16 protein-coding genes are annotated in these 19,455 nt (G+C 69.1%); 10 read left to right on the top strand and 6 right to left on the bottom strand.

The features are described 5' to 3' along the window. Positions 1 to 78: 78 nt before the first annotated feature. The 5 genes from ACL02U_RS17475 to ACL02U_RS17455 all read right to left on the bottom strand — a co-directional run bounded on the left by ACL02U_RS17475 (position 79) and on the right by ACL02U_RS17455 (position 6,370). Complete coding sequence (locus tag ACL02U_RS17475) at positions 79 to 1,518, bottom strand: ATP-binding protein (protein WP_412791775.1); 1,440 nt, start codon at positions 1,516 to 1,518, stop codon at positions 79 to 81. Between the two features lie 1,535 nt (positions 1,519 to 3,053). Continuing rightward, positions 3,054 to 3,983 (bottom strand): hypothetical protein, encoded by a 930-nt coding sequence (locus tag ACL02U_RS17470; RefSeq protein WP_412791774.1) that lies wholly within the window; start codon positions 3,981 to 3,983, stop codon positions 3,054 to 3,056. Further along, on the bottom strand, positions 3,977 to 4,579 hold the full coding sequence (locus ACL02U_RS17465) for a phosphatase PAP2 family protein (RefSeq protein WP_412791773.1): 603 nt from the start codon (positions 4,577 to 4,579) through the stop codon (positions 3,977 to 3,979). The genes ACL02U_RS17470 and ACL02U_RS17465 overlap by 7 nt, the downstream gene beginning before the upstream one ends. Positions 4,580 to 4,635: 56 nt before the next feature. After that, positions 4,636 to 4,770 (bottom strand): hypothetical protein, encoded by a 135-nt coding sequence (locus ACL02U_RS17460; protein ID WP_412791772.1) that lies wholly within the window; start codon positions 4,768 to 4,770, stop codon positions 4,636 to 4,638. Between the two features lie 58 nt (positions 4,771 to 4,828). Next, positions 4,829 to 6,370, bottom strand: a complete 1,542-nt coding sequence (locus ACL02U_RS17455) for a hypothetical protein (protein ID WP_412791771.1) — start codon at positions 6,368 to 6,370, stop codon at positions 4,829 to 4,831. A gap of 432 nt (positions 6,371 to 6,802) precedes the next feature. Here ACL02U_RS17455 and ACL02U_RS17450 point away from each other — a divergent pair, with 432 nt between their 5' ends. The 8 genes from ACL02U_RS17450 to ACL02U_RS17415 all read left to right on the top strand — a co-directional run bounded on the left by ACL02U_RS17450 (position 6,803) and on the right by ACL02U_RS17415 (position 15,686). After that, positions 6,803 to 7,648: a TauD/TfdA family dioxygenase gene (locus ACL02U_RS17450; protein WP_412791770.1), complete on the top strand. Its 846-nt coding sequence runs from the start codon at positions 6,803 to 6,805 to the stop codon at positions 7,646 to 7,648. A 175-nt stretch (positions 7,649 to 7,823) separates the two neighbouring features. Continuing rightward, entirely contained in the window at positions 7,824 to 8,690 is an 867-nt protein-coding gene (locus tag ACL02U_RS17445) for a polyprenyl synthetase family protein (RefSeq protein WP_412791769.1), read from the top strand. Beyond that, positions 8,687 to 9,796 (top strand): Rieske 2Fe-2S domain-containing protein, encoded by a 1,110-nt coding sequence (locus ACL02U_RS17440; protein WP_412791768.1) that lies wholly within the window; start codon positions 8,687 to 8,689, stop codon positions 9,794 to 9,796. Before ACL02U_RS17445 ends, ACL02U_RS17440 begins: the two co-directional genes overlap by 4 nt. After that, positions 9,793 to 10,794, top strand: a complete 1,002-nt coding sequence (locus ACL02U_RS17435) for a Rieske 2Fe-2S domain-containing protein (RefSeq protein WP_412791767.1) — start codon at positions 9,793 to 9,795, stop codon at positions 10,792 to 10,794. Before ACL02U_RS17440 ends, ACL02U_RS17435 begins: the two co-directional genes overlap by 4 nt. Before the next feature lie 54 nt (positions 10,795 to 10,848). Next, the gene (locus ACL02U_RS17430; RefSeq protein ID WP_412791766.1) at positions 10,849 to 11,901 is read left to right on the top strand and encodes a Rieske 2Fe-2S domain-containing protein; all 1,053 of its coding nucleotides are present in this window, start codon (positions 10,849 to 10,851) and stop codon (positions 11,899 to 11,901) included. Next, complete coding sequence (locus ACL02U_RS17425; protein ID WP_412791765.1) at positions 11,894 to 14,269, top strand: PEP/pyruvate-binding domain-containing protein; 2,376 nt, start codon at positions 11,894 to 11,896, stop codon at positions 14,267 to 14,269. Before ACL02U_RS17430 ends, ACL02U_RS17425 begins: the two co-directional genes overlap by 8 nt. Next, entirely contained in the window at positions 14,266 to 15,234 is a 969-nt protein-coding gene (locus ACL02U_RS17420) for a lysylphosphatidylglycerol synthase transmembrane domain-containing protein (RefSeq protein ID WP_412791764.1), read from the top strand. The genes ACL02U_RS17425 and ACL02U_RS17420 overlap by 4 nt, the downstream gene beginning before the upstream one ends. Beyond that, on the top strand, positions 15,231 to 15,686 hold the full coding sequence (locus tag ACL02U_RS17415; RefSeq protein WP_412791763.1) for a protein phosphatase: 456 nt from the start codon (positions 15,231 to 15,233) through the stop codon (positions 15,684 to 15,686). Before ACL02U_RS17420 ends, ACL02U_RS17415 begins: the two co-directional genes overlap by 4 nt. Positions 15,687 to 15,967: 281 nt before the next feature. Here the strand turns inward: ACL02U_RS17415 and ACL02U_RS17410 are convergent, their stop codons facing one another. Further along, entirely contained in the window at positions 15,968 to 16,435 is a 468-nt protein-coding gene (locus ACL02U_RS17410) for a hypothetical protein (protein ID WP_412791762.1), read from the bottom strand. Positions 16,436 to 17,961: 1,526 nt separating this feature from the next. Here ACL02U_RS17410 and ACL02U_RS17405 point away from each other — a divergent pair. Both ACL02U_RS17405 and ACL02U_RS17400 read left to right on the top strand, forming a co-directional pair. Next, positions 17,962 to 18,201: a ferredoxin gene (locus tag ACL02U_RS17405; RefSeq protein WP_053049592.1), complete on the top strand. Its 240-nt coding sequence runs from the start codon at positions 17,962 to 17,964 to the stop codon at positions 18,199 to 18,201. Positions 18,202 to 18,249: 48 nt separating this feature from the next. Continuing rightward, positions 18,250 to 19,455 (top strand): cytochrome P450 (locus ACL02U_RS17400; RefSeq protein WP_412791761.1); only part of this gene is annotated, 1,206 nt, incomplete at its 3' end.

The raw sequence follows: 19,455 nt of genomic DNA, 5'->3' as shown, positions 1-19,455 counted from the left end.
GCCTCCGCCCCACCCGCAGCCCCGCCCGGCACGGGCAACGGTTGCGGTGGACGGCAAGTCCGGCCGCAGGCTCCGCGGCTATCGAGGCTGCCATGCCCGTACGAGGTCCTCCGGTCCCCAGTGCGCGGTCAGCGGCAGATCATCGGCCACCCCGCAGCGGGAGACCGCGACCATCGGGGTGTCCGGGGCGGTACCGGGAACAGCGAGCATGTCGCGTACCAAGGCGTCGTACTCATGACGGCCGAAGGGCTGGGTCTCCAGCCACTTGACCGACCCGACGAAGTGCACCTGCCGGGCCACCGGCTCGCGGTCTGCACCGATGAGGTCGATCTCGGGGTTGTTCCGACGGTTCCACCAGCCGCCGATGGCCTCGGCCTCGGGCCACTCGGCATTGGGCATCAGGCGCAGCAAGGACTCGCGGATCAGCGGCTCGACCGCTCGCCCGCGCCAGGTGGTCCATGACCGCTCGATGCGTTCCAGTGCCAAGTCACCGCGGCCACGCTCGATGAGCGGGATCGCGCGCACCAGGAAGGCCAGCCAGAACCGGAGATACGGGTCAGCGATCCGGTAGCGCTTGTTCTTGCTGTCCGGCTTGACGGACAGGGGGAGATCAGCGGCCAGGACTCGCTTGGCCTGCAGCATGGCCAGCAGCGGGGAGAGCGTGCCGGACGGCAGCGCGCTGACGCCGCCGGCCTGGGCCGCAATGGCGCTGAACGTACGCTCGCCGCTGCCAACCGCTTCCAGGACGGCCCGTGAGTGCGAAGCCTCGGGAAACTCACCCAGCAGGGACAGCTCGCCGGCCACCAGCAGGGGTGAGAGAGGATTGGCGACCGAAGCCCGCAAGAAGTCCGTACGCCCCATACCCGGCCGCCACGACTGCACGATCTCGGGGAATCCTCCAGTGATCAACTGGGCGTCGACGGCCCCGGCGGCGTCGAGCCCGGTCATGGCCTGCACGTCGGCCAGGTTCAGGGGGCGAATGGTCATTTTCGCTGCCCGGCCGAAGAACGGGCGCCCGTACGACTGCAGTGCCTCCATCACCGATGTGTCGCTGCCGACCAGCAGCAGAAGCACGGGCTTGGAAGACAGGTGACGGTCCCAGACGGTCTGGAGTGCGCCCTCGAATTCCTGATCCTGCTCGACCAGCCAGGGCACCTCATCAATCACCGCGATGCTGGGTGAGTCATCGGGTACCGCGAGCGCCAGCGAGCGCAGGGCCTGGTTCCAGTCCTGCGCCTGAAGGCCAGCCACCAGCTCCACCCCCGGCAGTGGCGACTGCGCGAGGGCCGCGGCGAAGTCGGCGCGCTCAGTCACCGGGTTACGCCCTCGGGTGGCCTGAAACACCACGTACGGCGCTCCCGAGCGGTCGCAGAACTCCTGGACCAGTCGTGACTTCCCCACCCGGCGCCGGCCCGTCATGATCACAGCCCGCCCTCGAGTGGCTCCAACACCCTCTGCCACTGCCCGGTACTGCTCGCCCAGCAGTTCAAGATCCCCGACCCGACCTTGAAACTCCATGACACCCCCGGAACTAACGTAGATAGATTATTACGTAGATTGAATCTTACTACATCTCAAGCGACCTCATGAATAGAGTACACAGACGGCCACGGAGAGTGAGATCACCGGGGCATCCGACGCCTATCAGGGGGATTGGCGCCACAGAGGTCGGCGCGATTCGACCCAGATCCGTCCGTGCGGATCGCGAGGCGCCCCTTGCCTGCGACGGGACGGACGGGTGGATGTGATGGGCCTTCAGAACGAGCGTCATGCGAGCGTCGACAACCCGACGGGCGCGCGGACACGCCTTGCGTCACCATCGCCGTGCCCGTCTGAAATCGCAGGTCAGGCGGGTATCGCAGACAAGCCCCGCGCTTCACCTGCTGGACGAGGGGAAACAGGTCAAGCGGACGACGATAACCACAAAACCGCAGGTCAGGAGCCCTTCGCGGCCGGCTCCAGGATCGCCACGCACTCCACATGATGCGTCATCGAAAAGAGATCCAACAAAAACATGTGAAAGAAAGCAGCAGGTCAACGGACCGTGAGACTCAAATCGGACAGACCGTTGGTGTGCGTTATGTGCAGAGTGGGCGGAATATGCGCCGCGCTGACGCTTCCTGCCTGTGTCCGGGCGCGCGAGAGGAGCCCGGCAAGGGCCGACTGTGACGTCCGCGCGTCGTCCATTCAACAGCCGTGGGTCCGGGAAGCCGGTGAGGCGCGGAGGGCACGGCCTCACGAGAGGTTCGGGAGATCGGCCCAGACCCCACTGAGGGTCCTTCACCCGCCCCCGTGCCCCGCCGAGACGGCCCGCCCCGCCTCTCTGGACGGAGCCGCCCCGTCCGTCCAGCAACGGCTGGGATCTTGTTCGACAGGACTTTAAAGCGAGCGTGCCACGCGCCGTGTCTCGGCGGGCGCCCGGGAGCGCCACCGTCGCAGGTATGCGTACCGCCGGTCCCCGGTTTCGGGCATGCTGGTGAGCATGAGCAGCAGGTACGCAAAGCTCCGGCCGTACACCCTGCCGAACTCGCTCGGGGATCTGAGCGGGCCAGTGGACGGCCTTGTCGTCCTGCCCCGGTACCTGGATTGGGGTCCGCACTACGAGTACGACCTGGCCGACGACGCCGACGTGCTGCTGACGTACGAGCGGGTGATCCGCGGGGCGCAGACGCCTGAGGCCCTGCACGCCCACCTCAGTGCGGAGGTGCTGCGGAGCCACTGGCGGGCCCGTTTCTGCCCGGCCCGGCGAGAGCCGCCTGGGATTCCCGCTTCCCCGAACTCGCCAGTACGCTGGCGGCGGCCGCGTAGTGAAAGACCTGCGCCATCGGCTCATCCGCATCGGCCTGGAAGCGCTCGCTGAGGAATTCGGCTACCGGCTCGCCGGAGGACACGCGATGGCGTCCCGTCATATGGTGTAGGGAATCTTGGCTGGGAAGTACCTCTACGCCAACCGAGTGGTGCCCACCGCTTTCGTGATACTTCCGTGGCCAGGAGTACGCCGACACCCGTCGGAGAGCGGGTTCAAAATGACCGGCACCGGCGCATCGCGCTGCTCATGATGTGTGTCCTCTCCTCTTGCGAAGCAGTGGGGAGACGATCAACAGTCGGGGCTGTCCACGCCCGTACGCCGCTGCTGCGAGCGCACCGACGGCAAGGGCTGCGCCGATGGCGGCCTTTTTTCGCGGGCTTGTGCCAGCGGACCGGGAAGGGGACGCGGGGGCTGGCGGCTGGGTGATCATCCGGGGATACGGCCGCACGGCCGCCGTATAGCGGCGTCGGCAGACCTGCGCGACCCGTGCACGCCGCGCGGGTGGCAGTGCGGAGAGGCGGTCCAGGAACATCGACTCATACCGGTCGACCTCGCGGCGCAGCTCCGCGGCGGCCGCGTCGCCGAAGAGCTCCACGAAGGCGGCGTAGACGTTCAAGGTGCCCAAGGCGACGTCCTGTTCGTAATGCCCGAGGTCGTTCGCGATGTCCGCGAGCACTTCCACCGGCCAGAGCAGGTCTCGGGTCGCGGGGTCCATCGACCGTCCGCGCAGGGCGAAGGTCATGGCACGCAGCAGGCGTACGTCGGTGGGCCGCAGTTCGACCAAGGCCAGGGCGTCCTGACGGGTGACGGTGCCGCGCGACGTAGTGGCGTTCTCCAAGCGGATGAACCGCTCAGCCTCGTCGACCAGGAAGGCCACGTCCTCGTTCCATGCCCCCAGGGCCCGCAACACCTTCTCGAAAGCCTTCTTGTACGTATGGAACGCCTCGTAGTCGCTGTTGCGCTCGGCGTCGAGGTCCACCGACGTGTTGCGTTCGGCCAGGGAGTCGACGCGGTAGACCAGGTACTCGACGCCGAGCAGCACCGGCGTGAGACGTAAACGCTGCCAGCGCGGCACCTCGTCCACGATGTAGTACATCCGCAGCACGTAGTCCCGTGTGATGCCCACCGCCTTCCCCAACGGGGTAGACGCCAGGCGTGCCAAATCGTTCACCATGTTTCCTTTCCGGAGATATCCAGGGAGCGGACGTCGACACGCCAGGCGCCCGCGAAGCCGACCACGAGCCCCAGCACGACGCCGCCCACGACGTCGGCGGCGTGGTGGGCGTCTGCCAGCACGCGGGAGACGCCGACAGCCGCCACGAGGGTCGAGCCCAGGCCCACGCACAGCCACCACACTGGCGTGCTGGTACGCAGCACGACCAGGAGCACCATGAGAATCAGCGTCGCGGAGGCCATGTGCCCGGACGGGAAGCTGTACCCGGGAGCGGGGAGAGTGCCGTCGACCGGCGGCGGCATCGGCCGTCCCACCAACGCTTCGAGCGCCGTCTCCGCCGCGAACTGCACAGTCAGGCCGGCGAGCACCCACATTGCGGCGCCGGGTCGGCAACGGCGCAGCAGTACGCCGAGGACCGTGAGCATGCCTGCCCCCAACAGGGCCGAGCCCACCGTGTCGGCCGGTCCGTCGGCGCCGAGCCAGGAGCCGGCCGACGTCCCGAAGACGCGGTCCGCAAATACACGGGCGTTGCCGTCGAACGCGCTGACGGCGTCGCTCCCGGACCCAACCAGCGCGGTCAGCGTGACGAGCGCCATCGTCGCGACTGCCGATCCGAGGAGATGCCGGGAGGCGGTCCCGGCTCCGGCGCCGGTCACGACGTGGGCTCGACGGGGGGGTGCGCGGTCGGGTCGGCGTCGCCGGGCTTCCTGGTGGTGACGACCTTGTAGCGGTGGTCCCAACGTGTTTCCTCGAAGTGGTCGACGACCTGTTGGCGGGTCGCGTTCACGACCGTTCCCTTCTGTCATCCGAGCGCGGACGACAGCCCTGTTGCGGAGCGGAGATTCTCAGAGCCGGCGCCAAGGCGACATGCCGGCGGCCTTGATGGAGCGGTGGAGCAGGACGCAGTAGGCGACGTCAAGCAGGAACGTCCATCCGTACATGACGTTGATCAGCGGCGTCAGCGGATACGAACGGCTGCCCAGCGACTTCCGCGTGAAGTCGGACCAGCTCGTGGGCCAGGTCTGCTTCGGTGACGTGGTGACGGTGAGGGCCGTGGCGATCCAGGCACACAGCGTGCCCAGCCATTTGCCGATGGCAATGTACATCGACTGGCCCGCGGGCGAGCCGCGGTCCTCCAGCATCTTGAGGTACAGGATGGACATCATGAGGTTGATGCCGAATCTGGTGTACTCCCCATCGGGATCCGCCAGGTCGATGAACGCGTGGTAGTTGACCGACAGGGCGGCGGCCACGCACAGTCCGAAGAGTGGCCGGAAGTAGCGGCCGAGCGCACTGTTCGGGAACTGGGCCGCGCCGTACTTCCATACCTGCCAGGCGATCACCGCGTCGACCAGAAAACCGAAGATGCTCGCGGTGTGGAAGTAGTCGCCCAACGGGTCGAGGAGGAAGCCATAGGCGAACTCCCAGGTCAGGTTGGCGAAGAAGGCGGCGAGCGGCACACCGTACGTCTGGTCGGCGAATCCCCGGTAGACGATCGCCACGTAGGCCACCAGCCATCCGACCGCGCAGAGCATGCCGAACAGGACGACGGCGCTCGAGACCCCTTCAACCGCGCCCTCCTCCTCGTGCCGGTCGGCCGCCGGTTCCGGGAAGGCGTCTCGGAGCGGGGCGCAGTGGAGCGTGAAGGCACGCTCGAGCCGCTCCCGGTCCGCCGCGCCGACCGATCGTAATCCCGCCTCGAACTGTGCTTCGAAATGGGCGATTTCCTCGCGCAGTCGCTCCGGGGCGGCGTCGCCGTAGGCGTCGACGAAGGCAGCGTAGAGGTTGGTGCGTTTGATCGGACGGGTGGCACCGGCGTACTGCTTCAGGTCCCACGCGAGGTAAGCCAGGGTCTCGGCGGGTCGCAGCGTCTCGCGCAGCTCCTCGTCACCGTCGCGGTCCCACGGCCGGCCGAGGTCGCGGACGAGGCGCAGTTCGCTGGGAGCCAACTCCAGGAGCCGCCGGAGTCGTTCCGGTTTCGCCACGCCATGGCGGACCCCGAATTCCACTTCGGCGAGTTCCGTGACGTCCCGACGGGCGCGCGCACCGTCGGGGATGCGCGCGCAAAGGCGGGCCAGCGCCTTCTCGATGCCTGCGTCCCGAAGCCCTGCCAGGTATCCGGACAGATTCCCCCCGACGGGTTCCGGGGCAAGTTCCTTGAGGCGAGCGCGTTTCACCGTGAAGGCGAGGTATCGCGCCGTCAACCGTACCGGCGTGGCCTTGAGTTGCTGCTTCAGGGACGAACCGAGGACGGGACCGTGCAAGCCCTCGCTGATGGCGGTCTCGATGCCGCGTCGAATCGGTGGGGCCACATGGGTGGCGGCCGAAGCCAACAACCGCTTGGCCCGCTGGGACGCCGCCGTCCTCAGGTTACGCATCATGCTCAATCCAGCCTCCTAGAGCCATTCCCCGCACAGCCCGTCCAGCCCGTGGACGTCCAACTGGCTTACCGGAATTGGTTGTTCAGACAGTACTCACCTGACCGGGTGATGAACATGGTGTACCATCACCAACCGCACCGCCAGACGTACTCGCAAGACTTGATACACAGGCTGCGCTTCCTTCGCCACGAATTCCGCCCGCCTGTGTTGCTTTTCGCGGTTCCGGTCACGTCCGACCAAATCACGGGGGATTACATGGACGACGTCTCAGGGCACTCTTCGTCGATTTTAGGGTACTCGCTGTCGGCTGAAGAGGCCGATGGCTTATGCACGGTAGCCCAGACTGCACTGGCCGCTCAAGGTTCTCCTGCGAAGTCCCTTTTCTATGAGGGCCTGGAAGAACATGTCCATCGAATACCGGAGTCGATTCGCTCGGTATTGAATGAATTCAAAGACTCGTCCTCGCTGGGCGCACTGCGGATCTCAGGGGTGCGCGTCGACGCCGACCGGTGCGGGCCCACCCCGGCCTCCTGGCAGGAAGCCGTCGACGACCGCCGCCAGGAGCTGGAGGAGGCGCAGCTGGCCCTGCTGGCCTCCGGTCTGGGTGAAGTCTTCGCGTGGCCGACCCTCCAGCGCGGCAGGATGGTGCAGAACCTCCTCCCGGTCGAGAGCGACAGGGAGCAGCAGAGCGGCCATGGCTCGGTCGCCCTGGACTGGCACACCGAGGACGGCTTTCACGAGGACAGGTGCCGCTATCTGGCGCTCCTCGGCGTCAGGAACCTCGATCGGGTGCCGACCACGCTCGGCACGGTCAACGACCTGCGGCTGACCGGGGAACACCGGTCCGTACTCAGCGAGCGGCGCTTCCACATCCGGCCTGACCTGGAACATCTGCGTCAGCTGGTCAGGTTCGCCCCCGACAGCGACATGCTCCGGCGTGCGCGCGAGATGTACGAGAACCCGGAGCCGGTCGCCCTCCTCTTCGGCGATGCCGAGGCCCCCTTCCTACGGATCGACGCACCGTACACGACCGCGCCGGCCGGTGACGACGAGGCCGCGGAGGCGCTGGCCGCGATCGTCGACGAGCTCACCCGTGCCCAGCGTGACGTGGTGGTCGGCGAGGGTGACGTGCTGATCGTGGACAACTACCGTGCCGTGCACGGCCGCCGGGCCTTCGAGCCGCGGTTCGACGGTACGGACCGCTGGCTGAAGCGCATGAGCGTGGCCGGCAGACCTCTGCCCAAGGCGACCGCAGGCCCGGACGCGCGCGTACTGGCGATCTGAGCAGGCCGACTGTCGCACCGCGATCCATCCGCCGTCAACCTCTATTTTTCATCGCCGCTGATCTGCGCCGTCGCCCATTCGCCCGGCGGCCGGTTCCCCGTATCCACGGGGAGAGTGGGCGCTCGTGTCTTTCGCGATTCACAACGCAAAAATGGAAACTGACCTTCCGGTTCCGATGGAAGAATTCCGTCGCCAGGTCAACGAGAAGCTGCGCTCCTCTGTCGACTCGGTGGAGCCGCCTCAACTGCGTGAGGCCGTGGCCTATTCGCTGCTGGCCGACGGAAAGCGCATCCGGCCGACTCTGTGCCTGTTGACCTACGAGATATTCGACACCGACGTCTCGATCGCGCTTCCCACCGCCTGCGGCCTGGAAATGCTGCACACGGCTTCGCTCATCCATGACGACCTGCCGTCCATGGACGATGACGATTTCCGCCGCGGCAGCCCCTCCAATCACCGGGTGTTCGGTGAGGGTATGGCCCTGCTGGCGGGTGACGCGCTGCTCGCCTATGCGCTGGAGTTCATACTCCGGAACTCCGGCTCACTGCGTCCGGAGATACTGCTGGCCGTCATGGCCAAACTGATCGAGGTGGTCGGCCCGTCGGGGCTGTCCGGCGGTCAGGCGATCGACCTCTACTGCCAGGGACGCGACGATGTCGACCCGTCGACCGTGGAGGAGATGCACATCAAGAAGACCGGCGCACTCATCGAGGCGTCCGTGGTCACGGGGGCGATTCTGGGAGGGGCTTCGCAGGACGACATTGCCCGGCTCACCACGTATGCGCGGAATCTCGGGCTCGCCTATCAGATCGTCGACGACATTCTCGACGAGACGTCTAATTTCGACGAGTTCGGCAAGGAGGTCGGCCAGGACCGGGCCGCGGGCAAGTGGACGTACCCCCGGCTGGTGGGGGTGGAGGAGGCACGCGGGCGGGTACGCGGACTGCTCACGCGGGCGGTGGCGGAGCTCGACGGATTCGGCGAGCGCGCGTCGATGCTCCGCTGGGCCGCCCAGGTGGTCCGCGGCCGGGTGGCGGCGTGATCGGCGCGGACGGCTCCCGGGAAGAGCTCCAGACCTTCTCCGCCCCGGCTGCTCCCCCGAACCCCGCCGGGGCGAACATCGCCGCCTCCTGGTATGCCGCGATCAAGAGCTCCCGCCTGGGCAAGGGGCCGCACCGGATGCGGCTGTTCGGGCGCGAGGTCGTGCTGTGGCGCGACCGGAAAGGGATGGCGCGGTGCGTGGCCGCGCACTGCCCGCACCAGGGTGCCAACCTGGGCCTGGGGGACGTCGTCAAGGGCGAACTGCGCTGCCCCTTCCACCACTGGCGGTTCGACGGGAACGGCGTCTGCTCCGCGATCCCCGGTCTCTCGCGTCCCCCGACGACGGCCCGGATCCGCTCCTACCCCACCCGCGAGGCGTACGGGTTCGTCTGGGTCTGGTACGGCACCGCCGAACCTCTCTTCGAGCTGCCGGAGTTCCCGGCCCTGACCGAAAGACCACGCCGGTACCTCGGCTTCACCTATGACGACGGGACCACCGGGACGGTCCGCCAACTGCTGGAGAACGCGGTCGACCACCAGCACTTCAGCGCTCTGCACGGACTGGCCCTGGACGAGGTCGAGTTCCGCGTGCTGGCCAAGCAGTCCGAGGCGGCGGACAACGGCCCAGCGCTGACGCGGGACGACGCCTGGTTCGGCGTGTGGTTCTCCGGCCGGCCGTGGCGGCCACCGCTGCGCCGCTCGCCTCTGGGCTGGATCACCGGTGTCGTCTCCACGTTCACGATGGGCCGCCACATGCAACTGCTGGTCGACGGGTGGCCGGGCGGTCAGCGCTTCACGGCGTACGTCGACGGCACCGAGGTCTACAAAGTGCTCATGGGCATCGTCCCCGAGGGGGACCGGGCCACCCGGCAGGTCGGCTGGGCCGGGGTGCGCCGCACCGGCCGCTGGCACCGCACCCTCTTCAACTACGTCCTGTTCTGGGTCCAGAACCGGGCGGGGACCTTCCAGGACGTACCCGTCTACGACTCGACCCGCAACGCCCAGCCCACCGTCTACGTGCGCTACGACAACGGGCTGCTCCGGTTCCGCCGTTACTACCAGTCATGGGTCGACCGCGCCGCGGACGAGGGAAGGGCCGTCAAATGAGTCTCGCGCCGGTACGGGGACAGCCGCCCCGCGATCTCGAACCCCCGCGCGATCTGGCGCGTGGCTGGTACGTGGCCGAGCGTTCCCTCCGGGTGGGACGACGGCCCCGGGCCGCCGTGGTGGCCGGACAGGAGGTGGTGCTCTGGCGCGCGGGAGACGGCGCGGCCGTCGTGATGGACCGCTTTTGTCCTCATCAGGGAGCCGCTCTGGAACTGGGACGGGTAGTGGGCGGAGAGCTGCGGTGCACGTTCCACCACTGGCGGTTCGACGGCAACGGGACCTGTGTGGCCGCCCCCGCGACCCGGCGGGTGCCGCGCGGTGCCTCGGCCCGGGTGCACCCCTCCTGGGAAGGGCTCGGCTACGTCTGGACCTGGGTGGGCTCGGCGGTCCCCGAGTACCCGCCGCCGGACTTCCCGCACCTGGACCGTCGGTCCCCGGCCCACCGGCGCTACCGGTTCGCCTTCGACACCCCCGCGCCGGCACGCCGTGTGCTGGAGAACGGATTCGACGTACCCCACTTCCCGGTGGTCCACGGAATCTCCGACAATCTGCGGCTCACCTGGGACTCCGAAGTGGACCGGCATACGCTCGCGGCGCGCATCACCACGGAATCGATCAGCCTGCCGGCTCCGCTCGACCGGCGGCGGCGCGGTCTGGGGCGGCTCTGTCTGCACCTGCGCTCGACGCCCTCGTACCAGGTGCTGACGTTCGAGCTCAACGACCGCCCGGTGGCGCACGAGTTGCTCGCCGTGACGCCGGTGGCGCAGGGCCGGACCACGATGCACGGCTGGACCGTCATGCCGCGGGCCGGCGGTCTGCTCGGCTCGTCCCCGGTCTTCTGGGGCTACCGGCTCCAGCACTGGTGGGGGACGCGGGCGGATCTGCGTATCTACCGGGACGCCGGGGAGACCGACGGTTCGATCAACACGGCCGACGACGAGGGTGTGTTGCGGTTCCGTCAGTTCCACCGCCGTTGGACGGAGCGAGGGAACAAGTGAGGGACCGGTCAAGGCCGTCGCAAGACGACGGCGGAGTGTTCGGGAGGGGACAGGATGAGGCACAGGACGTCTGAGCGGCTGGCCGCGTCGGCTCGGCCCGTCACGAACCTCGCCTCGGGCTGGTACGTCGCGCTGCCCTCCGCGGAGCTGCGTCGTCGGCCGCGCCGGATCACTCTCTTCGGCAACACCTACGTGGGCTGGCGCGGCGAGGACGGCCAGGCCCGTGTACAGAGCGCCGTGTGCCCGCACGCGGGGGCCGCCCTGCACGGCGGCAAGGTGGTCGACGGCACGCTCGAATGCCCCTTCCACCGCTGGCGGTTCGACGAATCCGGGGCGTGCGTCTTCGTGCCGGGGCGCCGCCCGCCGGCGCGGGCCGCCGTCGCCACGCTGCCCACCCGTGAACGCTCGGGCTATGTGTGGGCGTGGTACGGCATCGGGACGCCCCGTTACGAGCCACCGGACCTGCCGGACCTCGAAGCGCGGCGGTTTCCGGGCGTACGCAGCTTCCGGCTGGCGGACCCGACCCGGGCGACCACCCGGCGGATCCTGGAGAACACCTACGATCCGGACCACCTGGTGGCCTTGCACGGGCTGACGGTGACCGGGGAGGCCCGGATCGTGTTCCCGGACGTGCGCGAGGGGGCAGTGGGTGACGGAGCGCCGGACGACGGGCCGTCGGAACGCTGCGACGCGACCCTGACCTGGCCGGCGTACCGGGGCGCGCTGGGCACCGTGTCGAACGCGTTCGGGCTCAACGCGTGCGAGTTCACCCTGCGGATGCGCGGCTGGGCGAGCTGCCAGGAGATCGAGTACTACGCGGACGGCCGACGCCTGTACCGGATGATCCTGGCCGTCACCCCGGTCGGGGAGCTCCACAGCATCCAGCACATCAGCGCCGCCGTCGACCCCGACGGGGCGAGGGCCCTGGGGTGGCTGCGTGCGCTCGTGCACCGTGCGGAAGTGCAGGTGGCCGCCCGTCAGGACCTGCCGGTCTTCGACACCTTGCTGCCGGGGGACCGGCACGGCATCTACGTGCCCGGTGACGAGGGCGTGCGGCGTTTCCGGCGTTTCTATCAGCAGTGGGTGGAGGTGGCAGAGCATGACTGAGGGCGTGGTGAGCCTGACCGAGGCCGCGGACCTACCCGTCGAACGGGTCGGGGGCAAGGCCAAGGGGCTGGGCCGGCTGATGGCGGCGGGTTTTCCAGTTCCCCCGGGGTTCTGTCTCCCGGTGGATGTCTTCACCCCCGCGGCGGGCCTGGAGGAGGACGGGGAGAGCGCCGGCGGGTCGGGGCTGCGCGACGACGCGGTCGCTCAGCTACGGGACTACTGGGAGGCCCTGCCCGCCCCGCACGGAGTCGCCGTACGTTCGTCGGCCACCAGCGAGGACGGCGCCGCGGGCAGTGCCGCCGGCCAGTACGAGAGCGTGCTCGGCGTCCGCACCTTCGAAGAACTGCTGACGGCCGTCGGCCGCTGCCAACGCTCCCGGCACTCCGCCGCCGCCGGGGTCTACCGGGGCCGGATCGGCCTCGCCGAGCAGGTCCCGGCGATGGCCGTCGTGGTCCAGGCGATGGTGGTTCCCGACTGGGCCGGGGTGCTCTTCACCGCGGAGGCCCCGCTCGCCGACGGCGACCACCTGGTCCACGTGGAGGCGGTCGAGGGGCTCGGCGCGCAGCTCGTGGACGGGACGGTGGACCCGCACCGGGTGGCATTCTCCCGGAAAGAGCCGCACGCGCCCGTGTTCAGCACCGCGTTCGCGCAGCGGATGGGCGAGACGGACGGGAGCGGGGGCCCTCTGCGCTCACTGGTCCGCACGGCTCTGGCGGTGGAGCGGGCGCTGGGCGCACCGCAGGACATCGAGTGGGCGCTGGACGACGCCGGACTGCACCTGCTGCAGGCTCGCCCGATCACCGCCGCCGTCCCGCAGCCGACGCAGTTCGGCGACTGGGCGAGCGAGGTCCCCGGTGCGCGGTGGGCCCGGATGAGCATCTGCGACTCATGGCTGTCCGATCCGCTCTCCCCTCTCTTCGCCACCACCCTGTTCCCGGCGCTCATCGACCGGTGGGCGACCAACTGGGGCGGTCCGCACAGACTGCGCGCGCGCAGCCCGCTGATCCCGGAGCCGATGCACGGGACCGTGAACGGGTTCGCCTATCTGCGCTTCGACTTCCCCCTCTCCCGGTATCCGCTGCGCACCCTGCGACTCATCGCGCGGTGGCTGTCCTTCCACCTCTCGCCGGTGGAACGGCTCTGGCGGCACGAGGTACTGCCCGCGCTCCGGGCCGGCCTGGACCGGGCACGGGACACGCCCCTCGAGGACCTGACACCGGCCGAGGTGCTGCGACGGATCCGGACCATCGAGGACCTCAGCGCCCGCTACTGGGCGGTGATCGGCGGCCTCGCCTGGCACTGGAACACCAGCGAGTGGCTGCTGGGGGTGGTTTTGGCACGCGGCGGCCGGCACACCGCCGGGCTCACGACCGGATCCCTGCTCGTGGGCGACGACCGGCTCGCCCACCAGGCCGACCGCGCCCTGGACCGGGTCGCCGCGGCCACCCCGGAGGACGAGGAAGAACTGCTGCAGGAGTACCTGCGGCGCTTCGGGCACCTGGTGTACAGCCTCGACCCGGCCGAACCCACCGCGGTCGACGACCCTTCCATGCTCCGCTCGGTGATCGCCGACCGCCGCGACGGCGGCGACCCGAGCGCCCTGGCACCGGCATCGAGCCCCGGCGGAGCCCCGGGGCTCCGGCTCGGACGCGGTCCGGTCGGCCGGCTGCGGCGCGGGGTCCACCGGTGGGCGAACCACTGGAGCGGAGTACGGGACGAGGCCCTTCACTCCTTCACGCTCGGCTGGCCGTTCATGCGGGCCGGATATCTCGAACTCGGCCGCCGACTGGTCCTCGCCGGCCTACTCGACGCCGACGACGACGTGTTCTACCTGACCGGTGAGGAGCTGAGCGGCTGGGTGAACGCCGGTGTGGACGACCCGCGGTGGCGCGAACTGGTGCGTGAGCGCCGACTGCGGCGCCAGCGGCAGCGGCGGCTCGATCCGCCCGATGTGGTCCCCGCCGACGCTCGGATCACGCTCTTCGGGTCCGACATCACCTCCTTGGCGCTGTTCGGGACCGAGCGGGGGGAGAACAAGGGAGACGGGCTGAGCGGATCGGCGGTGAGCCCGGGGAGCTACACGGGCCGGGCCCGGGTGATCCACGAGTTCGCGGACGCGGGCACGCTGGAGAAGGGGGAGGTCCTCGTCGTACGCCAGGTGACGCCGGCGTGGGCGCCGCTGCTGGCACGGGCCGGCGCGGTGGTGGCCGACGTCGGGGGCGCGCTGTCCCACGGCTCGGTGGTGGCGCGCGAGTACGGCATCCCGGCGGTGATGGGCGTGCGGACCGCGACCTCGCGGATCGGAACCGGGGACATGCTGGCCGTGGACGGCGACGCAGGCACCGTGAGGTTGCGGAGTGAACCGTGACCCGGACCGAGTCCCCGCCGAAGAGCACCAGCACGCGCGCCCGGGTGATCCAGGCGCTGCTGTTCGTGGCGGTGGGCATCGGCCTGGTGATCACCCTGCGGGGTCTGGACACGGCCCGTCTGTGGGCGGCGCTGAAGGCCGCCGACTGGCGCTGGCTGGCCGTGGCCGTCCTGGCCAACGTGGCCTCGCAGGTGACCCGGGCCGTCGGCTGGAACGCGATGTTCACCGAGGTCCGGATCCGGTTCCCCCTCCTGGTGCGGATCGAGTTGGCCGTCCAGGCGGCGGCGGCCGTCAGCCCGGAGGGGGTGGGCGAGTTCCTCCGGGTCGGCTACCTGCTGCGCGAGGGGGTGGCCCGGTCGGTGACCGTCACGCTCATGATGGTCCGCAAGTTCTTCTCCAGCCTGGGCCTGGTGCCCTTCCTGGTGTCCATCTGGTGGCCGGGGAGCCACGTGCCGGGCTGGGCGGTGGCCGTCGCCTGGGTGTATGCGGCCGTGCTGACGGTGCTGTCCGTACTGATCGTGGGGGTCGCGCGCACCCCGTCCGCCCCCACCCGGGAGGGCCGGCTGCGCAAGATCGTGTTCGATGTACGCACGGCACTCGGCCCGGTCCGCCGCCCGCGCGTCTTCGCGGAAGTGGGGGCGGCCGCGCTCGTCACCCGGGCCCTGGACTTCCTGGCTGCGGTGACCATCGCGAAGGCTCTGGATCTACGGCTGCCGGTGGCCGTCCTCGTGCTCGTACTGCTGTCGATCGAGGTGTCCAATATTCTGCCGACCCTGCCGGGCCAGCTGGGTACCTTCGAGGCGGCCGTGCTGGGCGCGACAGCGGGCACCCTTGGGCAGGCTGAGGGTTTAGCCTTCGCGCTGGTTCTCCATGCTCAACAAGTGCTTCCCCAGATCCCGCTGGGCACCATCGCAATGGCCGGCGACTCCATTTTACGGAACCGATCGAAACAGGATGCATCATGACCGAACTGTGGAACACCGATAACCCCAAGGTAGTTACGCTGCCCTCGGGGCGGATGATTCGCGGACGCGGGCTCAGATACGATCTGCCGGAGGGGCAGACCCCTACGTTTGCCGTGCACTTGACGGATCACGAGCCGCCCAAGCCGCCGTGGGAGTCCCTGTGGATTCCCTGGCGGGATTTCTGGCTTCCCGCCGACCCTGTGGACGCGATGCGCAAACTTCGCATTGCCTACGACCGCACCGCGGGCGAACGCGTGGAGATCTGCTGCGGGGGCGGCATCGGTCGGACCGGCACGGGGCTCTCCGCGATCTGCGTCTTCGAGGGCATGAATCCCAAGGAGGCGGTCAAATGGGTGAGGCAGAACTACCACTCCCGTGCGGTCGAAGCACCGTGGCAACGGCGTTTCATCCGCCGGGTCTACGCTGCCGACGCGTCCGGCTCGGGGCGATGAGCCCTTCTCGATAACGCTTCGTGACGGTTTGTGCTCTTCGTTCAGGTGGTGCGTCCGTGTCCAGTTGGAGCAGGACGAGGGCGGCGCGGGCCATCCCGGTGATGTCGCTGGGGTCGAGGCTGACCCTGCGGGCCTTGGCCTTGAGGAGGCCCCTTGCTCGTTCGGCGACGGCATGGATGCCACGGGGCGGTCAGGGCGGCGGTAACTGCCTCCAGGTCGCGGCGGAAGCCGTCTACGAGGGTGTGGAGGAAGGGTAGGTCGTCGGCGAGGGCAAGGTCCATTCAGGCCGGCAGCCGGTCACCGCGCAGGTCACGCATCATGTCGGCGAAATCACGGACGTGCCGGGCGGTTGCGTCGAGCTCCGGGCAAGGGGTGCGGATCTCCTTCAGCTCGGCGGCGTCATCCGGCGGCACGAACTCCACCGGCACCGCCTCCGGCTCCTCCGCGACCAGGAGCGTTCCGGTCGACTCCGCAGTGACCGGGGGCGTGGTAAACGCGGCGCGGACGCAGACGTGGTGAACGGCGACCGTCTTGTCCACCACCTCGCCAAGGTTGCGCCAGAGATGCCGGCCGTCGGCGACCTGCAGGGCCTGCAGTGCCCCGGTCCGGGCGCCGTCAGCGTACGAGCCGGCCCTGTCTCGGCAGATCACTTCCACCTCCGGATGCCCGCACAGCCAGTCCGCGAGCGGCTCGGCATCCCGGCCGGACAGCGCATCGACCGGGCGCCAGGCCTCCAGGCCGAGCAGCAACGTGGTGTAGGTGGCACCCTTCAAGAGGCAAAATCATCGACCCAGGACTTGCTCAGCGCACGTCACAGCTGGACAACAGGGGTTCAGACACTTGAACCAGCACACCACCAACTCGATTACGACCGGGGTGCCACCGAGCGGAGTGTCCGCGAGGCGCCGCAGGCTCCGGCCGTGCACCCAAAGGACCGGCATCGCGCACGACGCGCACCGCACCAGCAGCGCCCGGGACACCGTACGAAGGGTGACCGTCCCCGCCCGTCCGCTGCGCCGATCATCGAGCTGCGGCCGCGTGCGGCCATGGACCTTCCGAAGAGCACAGGAGGTCGAACGGCAACCGCAGGACCGCACGCCCACCGGCCAAGATCCAGGCCAGTTGCGGGGCAGCGTCCCGCCGACGAATACAGGTGCCTTCGCTTTGCGTGATCAGGAGCGGTGTGCATGTACAACCAGCACTCGAAGAACTTGTTGGGCGTTCCGCACGCGTGGACCGGCGACGCCGCTTCGCGCCACGAAACTCCCAGCGCCCTGCCGCACTCACGTAATCAGTAGATCACTGACCAGCGACGCAGTTTACCTGACACCCCATCAGAATGAGCGTCAAATGAGCGTCACGAGCGTCATTTCAGCGTCAAGATATCGCCCGTAACGCCCACACCGCACATAATGCGCACGCACAAAACCGCAGGTCAGGAGCCCTTCGCGGCCGGTTCGAGGATGGCGACACACTCCACGTGATGCGTCATCGGGAACAGGTCGGTCACCACCCGACCAGGAGGGTCCGCAGGTCAGAGGCTGTTTCTCGGTCCGAGAAGGGGTGCGGCGGGATGCCGGAGCGTCGAACGAGCGTCACGGCCGACGGGTCCTCACCCGGCGATAACCGCACGGCCCAGCCGCAACCGCGACAGCAACGCGGCGCCGGCATGTTGCTCACGGCCCACCTGGCAGCACCCTCTGGCGTTAGCGTCTCAATCAATCCAGGAACCTCAGAGCCGGAACGCGAAGGGACAACAGCAAGCCACAACTGCCAGTAGGCCACCAGAGAAGCTGATAGCTCCCCCCGTGCGACACCCGAAGCCAATGGCCGAGCACCAACACCGAGCAGATCGCGCCTCTTGTCTGAACCTTCAAAGTGCTTGCTGGCGTCCTTGGACACCCGCGGATCGTCGAGAAGGCTACTGAGAATGAACGGAGGGGAAGCGGAGACCGGCGTTTCCCGTCGGCCGTCCCCGCGGAGCGTGGGCCGGAGCAACGGGGTGGGCTGCAGGGCGGTGACGGTCGCCGGTGCCGTGCTCGAGTCGCCGGTCATGTGAACGGATCGCAGAGGCCGCCTGTAGGGCCACGAACGGCCCTGAGCCGCAGAGGCGTTCGACGATCACGCGGCGCCCCGCCGGACGACCGGGGCTCCTCAAGGATCCCTGCAGCACGCTCGAGGCAGGCGCTGCTCGATCGGTGCGCGAGTGGATTCCGGTTCGATGCCGTCGGCCGTATGGCGCAACCCGATCCCCACTCCACCGGAGGTATCCGACATGCAGGTGAGCGTCGACCGGAGCCGGTGCTGCGGCGCCGGCCAGTGCGTCATGGCAGCTCCCGACGTCTTCGACCAGAGCGAGGACGACGGCCTGGTCCTGCTGCGCCCGGGCGCTGCCGGCCAGGCCGCCCGCGCCGACCTGGAGCTGGCCGCCGGCCTGTGCCCGGCCGGTGCCATCACCGTGGGCGAAGACCCCCGCACCGGGTCCGGGGACACCGACGGCGCCGTCGGTGCCTGACGCCCCCGCCTCGTTCGTCTAACCTCATCCGTGCAAGGAGCCCCTCGTATGACTCCCGCCCGCAGTGCCGTCACCGACCAGGAACTGTCCCTGCCTGCCCCCCGGGGTACCTGCCCCTTCTCCCCGCCGCCCGCCTATCTCGAGGCCCACCGCGCCGCCCCGCTCACCAGGGTGAGTCTGTGGGACGGCGAACGGTGCTGGCTGGTGACGGGTCATCAGCAGCTGCGTACGATCCTGCAGGACAAGCGCTTCAGCGCCGACGCGCGGGTTCCCGGCTTCCCCTTCCTCTCCCCCGGCCGCCGCCAGCTGCTCACCAAGGCCCAGCCCAGCTTCCTGCGGCTGGACGACCCCGAGCACGCCCGGCTGCGCCGGATGCTCACCGGCGACTTCATCGTCAAGCGCGCCGAGGCGCAGCGCCCGCAGCTCCAGAAGATCGTCGACGAGGCCCTGGACCGCGTGATCGCCCAGGGTTCTCCCGTGGACCTGGTCCGGGACTTCGCGTTGCCGGTGCCCTCCAGCGTGATCTGCCTGCTGCTCGGCGTCCCGTACGCCGACCACGAGTTCTTCGAGGGCCAGACCAGCATGCTGGTGGACCTGAGCACGCCGCCGGAGCGGATCAAGGCGGCCATGGCCACGTTGAACGGGTATCTGACCGAACTGGCCGAGCGCAAGCGGCGTGAGCCGGACGACAGCCTGCTGAGCCGGCTGGTCGCGCGCGGTGAGCTGAACGAGGCCGAGTGCGCGGCCATGGGCATGGTGCTGCTGGTGGCGGGCCACGAAACCACCGCCAACATGATCTCCTTCGGCACGCTGGCGCTGCTGCGCAACCCCGCCCAGCTGGCCAGGCTGCGGGCCGAACCGGAGCTGATCAAGGACACGGTCGAGGAGCTGCTGCGCTATCTGTCCGTCGTGCACTTCGGGCTGCCGCGCGCGGCACTGGAGGACGTCGAGATCGACGGCACGCTGATCCGGGCGGGCGACGGCGTGCTGTGCATGCTGTCCGCGGCCAACCGGGACGAGCTGGTGTTCCCGGGCGGCGACGAGCTGGACATCACCCGCGACGCCCGCCGTCACCTCGCCTTCGGCTTCGGTGTGCACCAGTGCATCGGCCAGCCGCTGGCCCGCGCCGAGTTGCAGATCGCGCTGGGCACGCTGCTGCGCCGGCTGCCGGACCTGCGTCTGGCGGTGCCGTACGAGGAGCTGGAATACCGCACGGACAAGGCCGTCTATGGTGTGCGCTCGCTGCCCGTGACC

This window comes from Streptomyces sp. MS06, from assembly GCF_047200655.1.
Lineage (GTDB): Bacteria > Actinomycetota > Actinomycetes > Streptomycetales > Streptomycetaceae > Streptomyces.
This window is presented reverse-complemented; position numbering and strand designations above follow the sequence as displayed.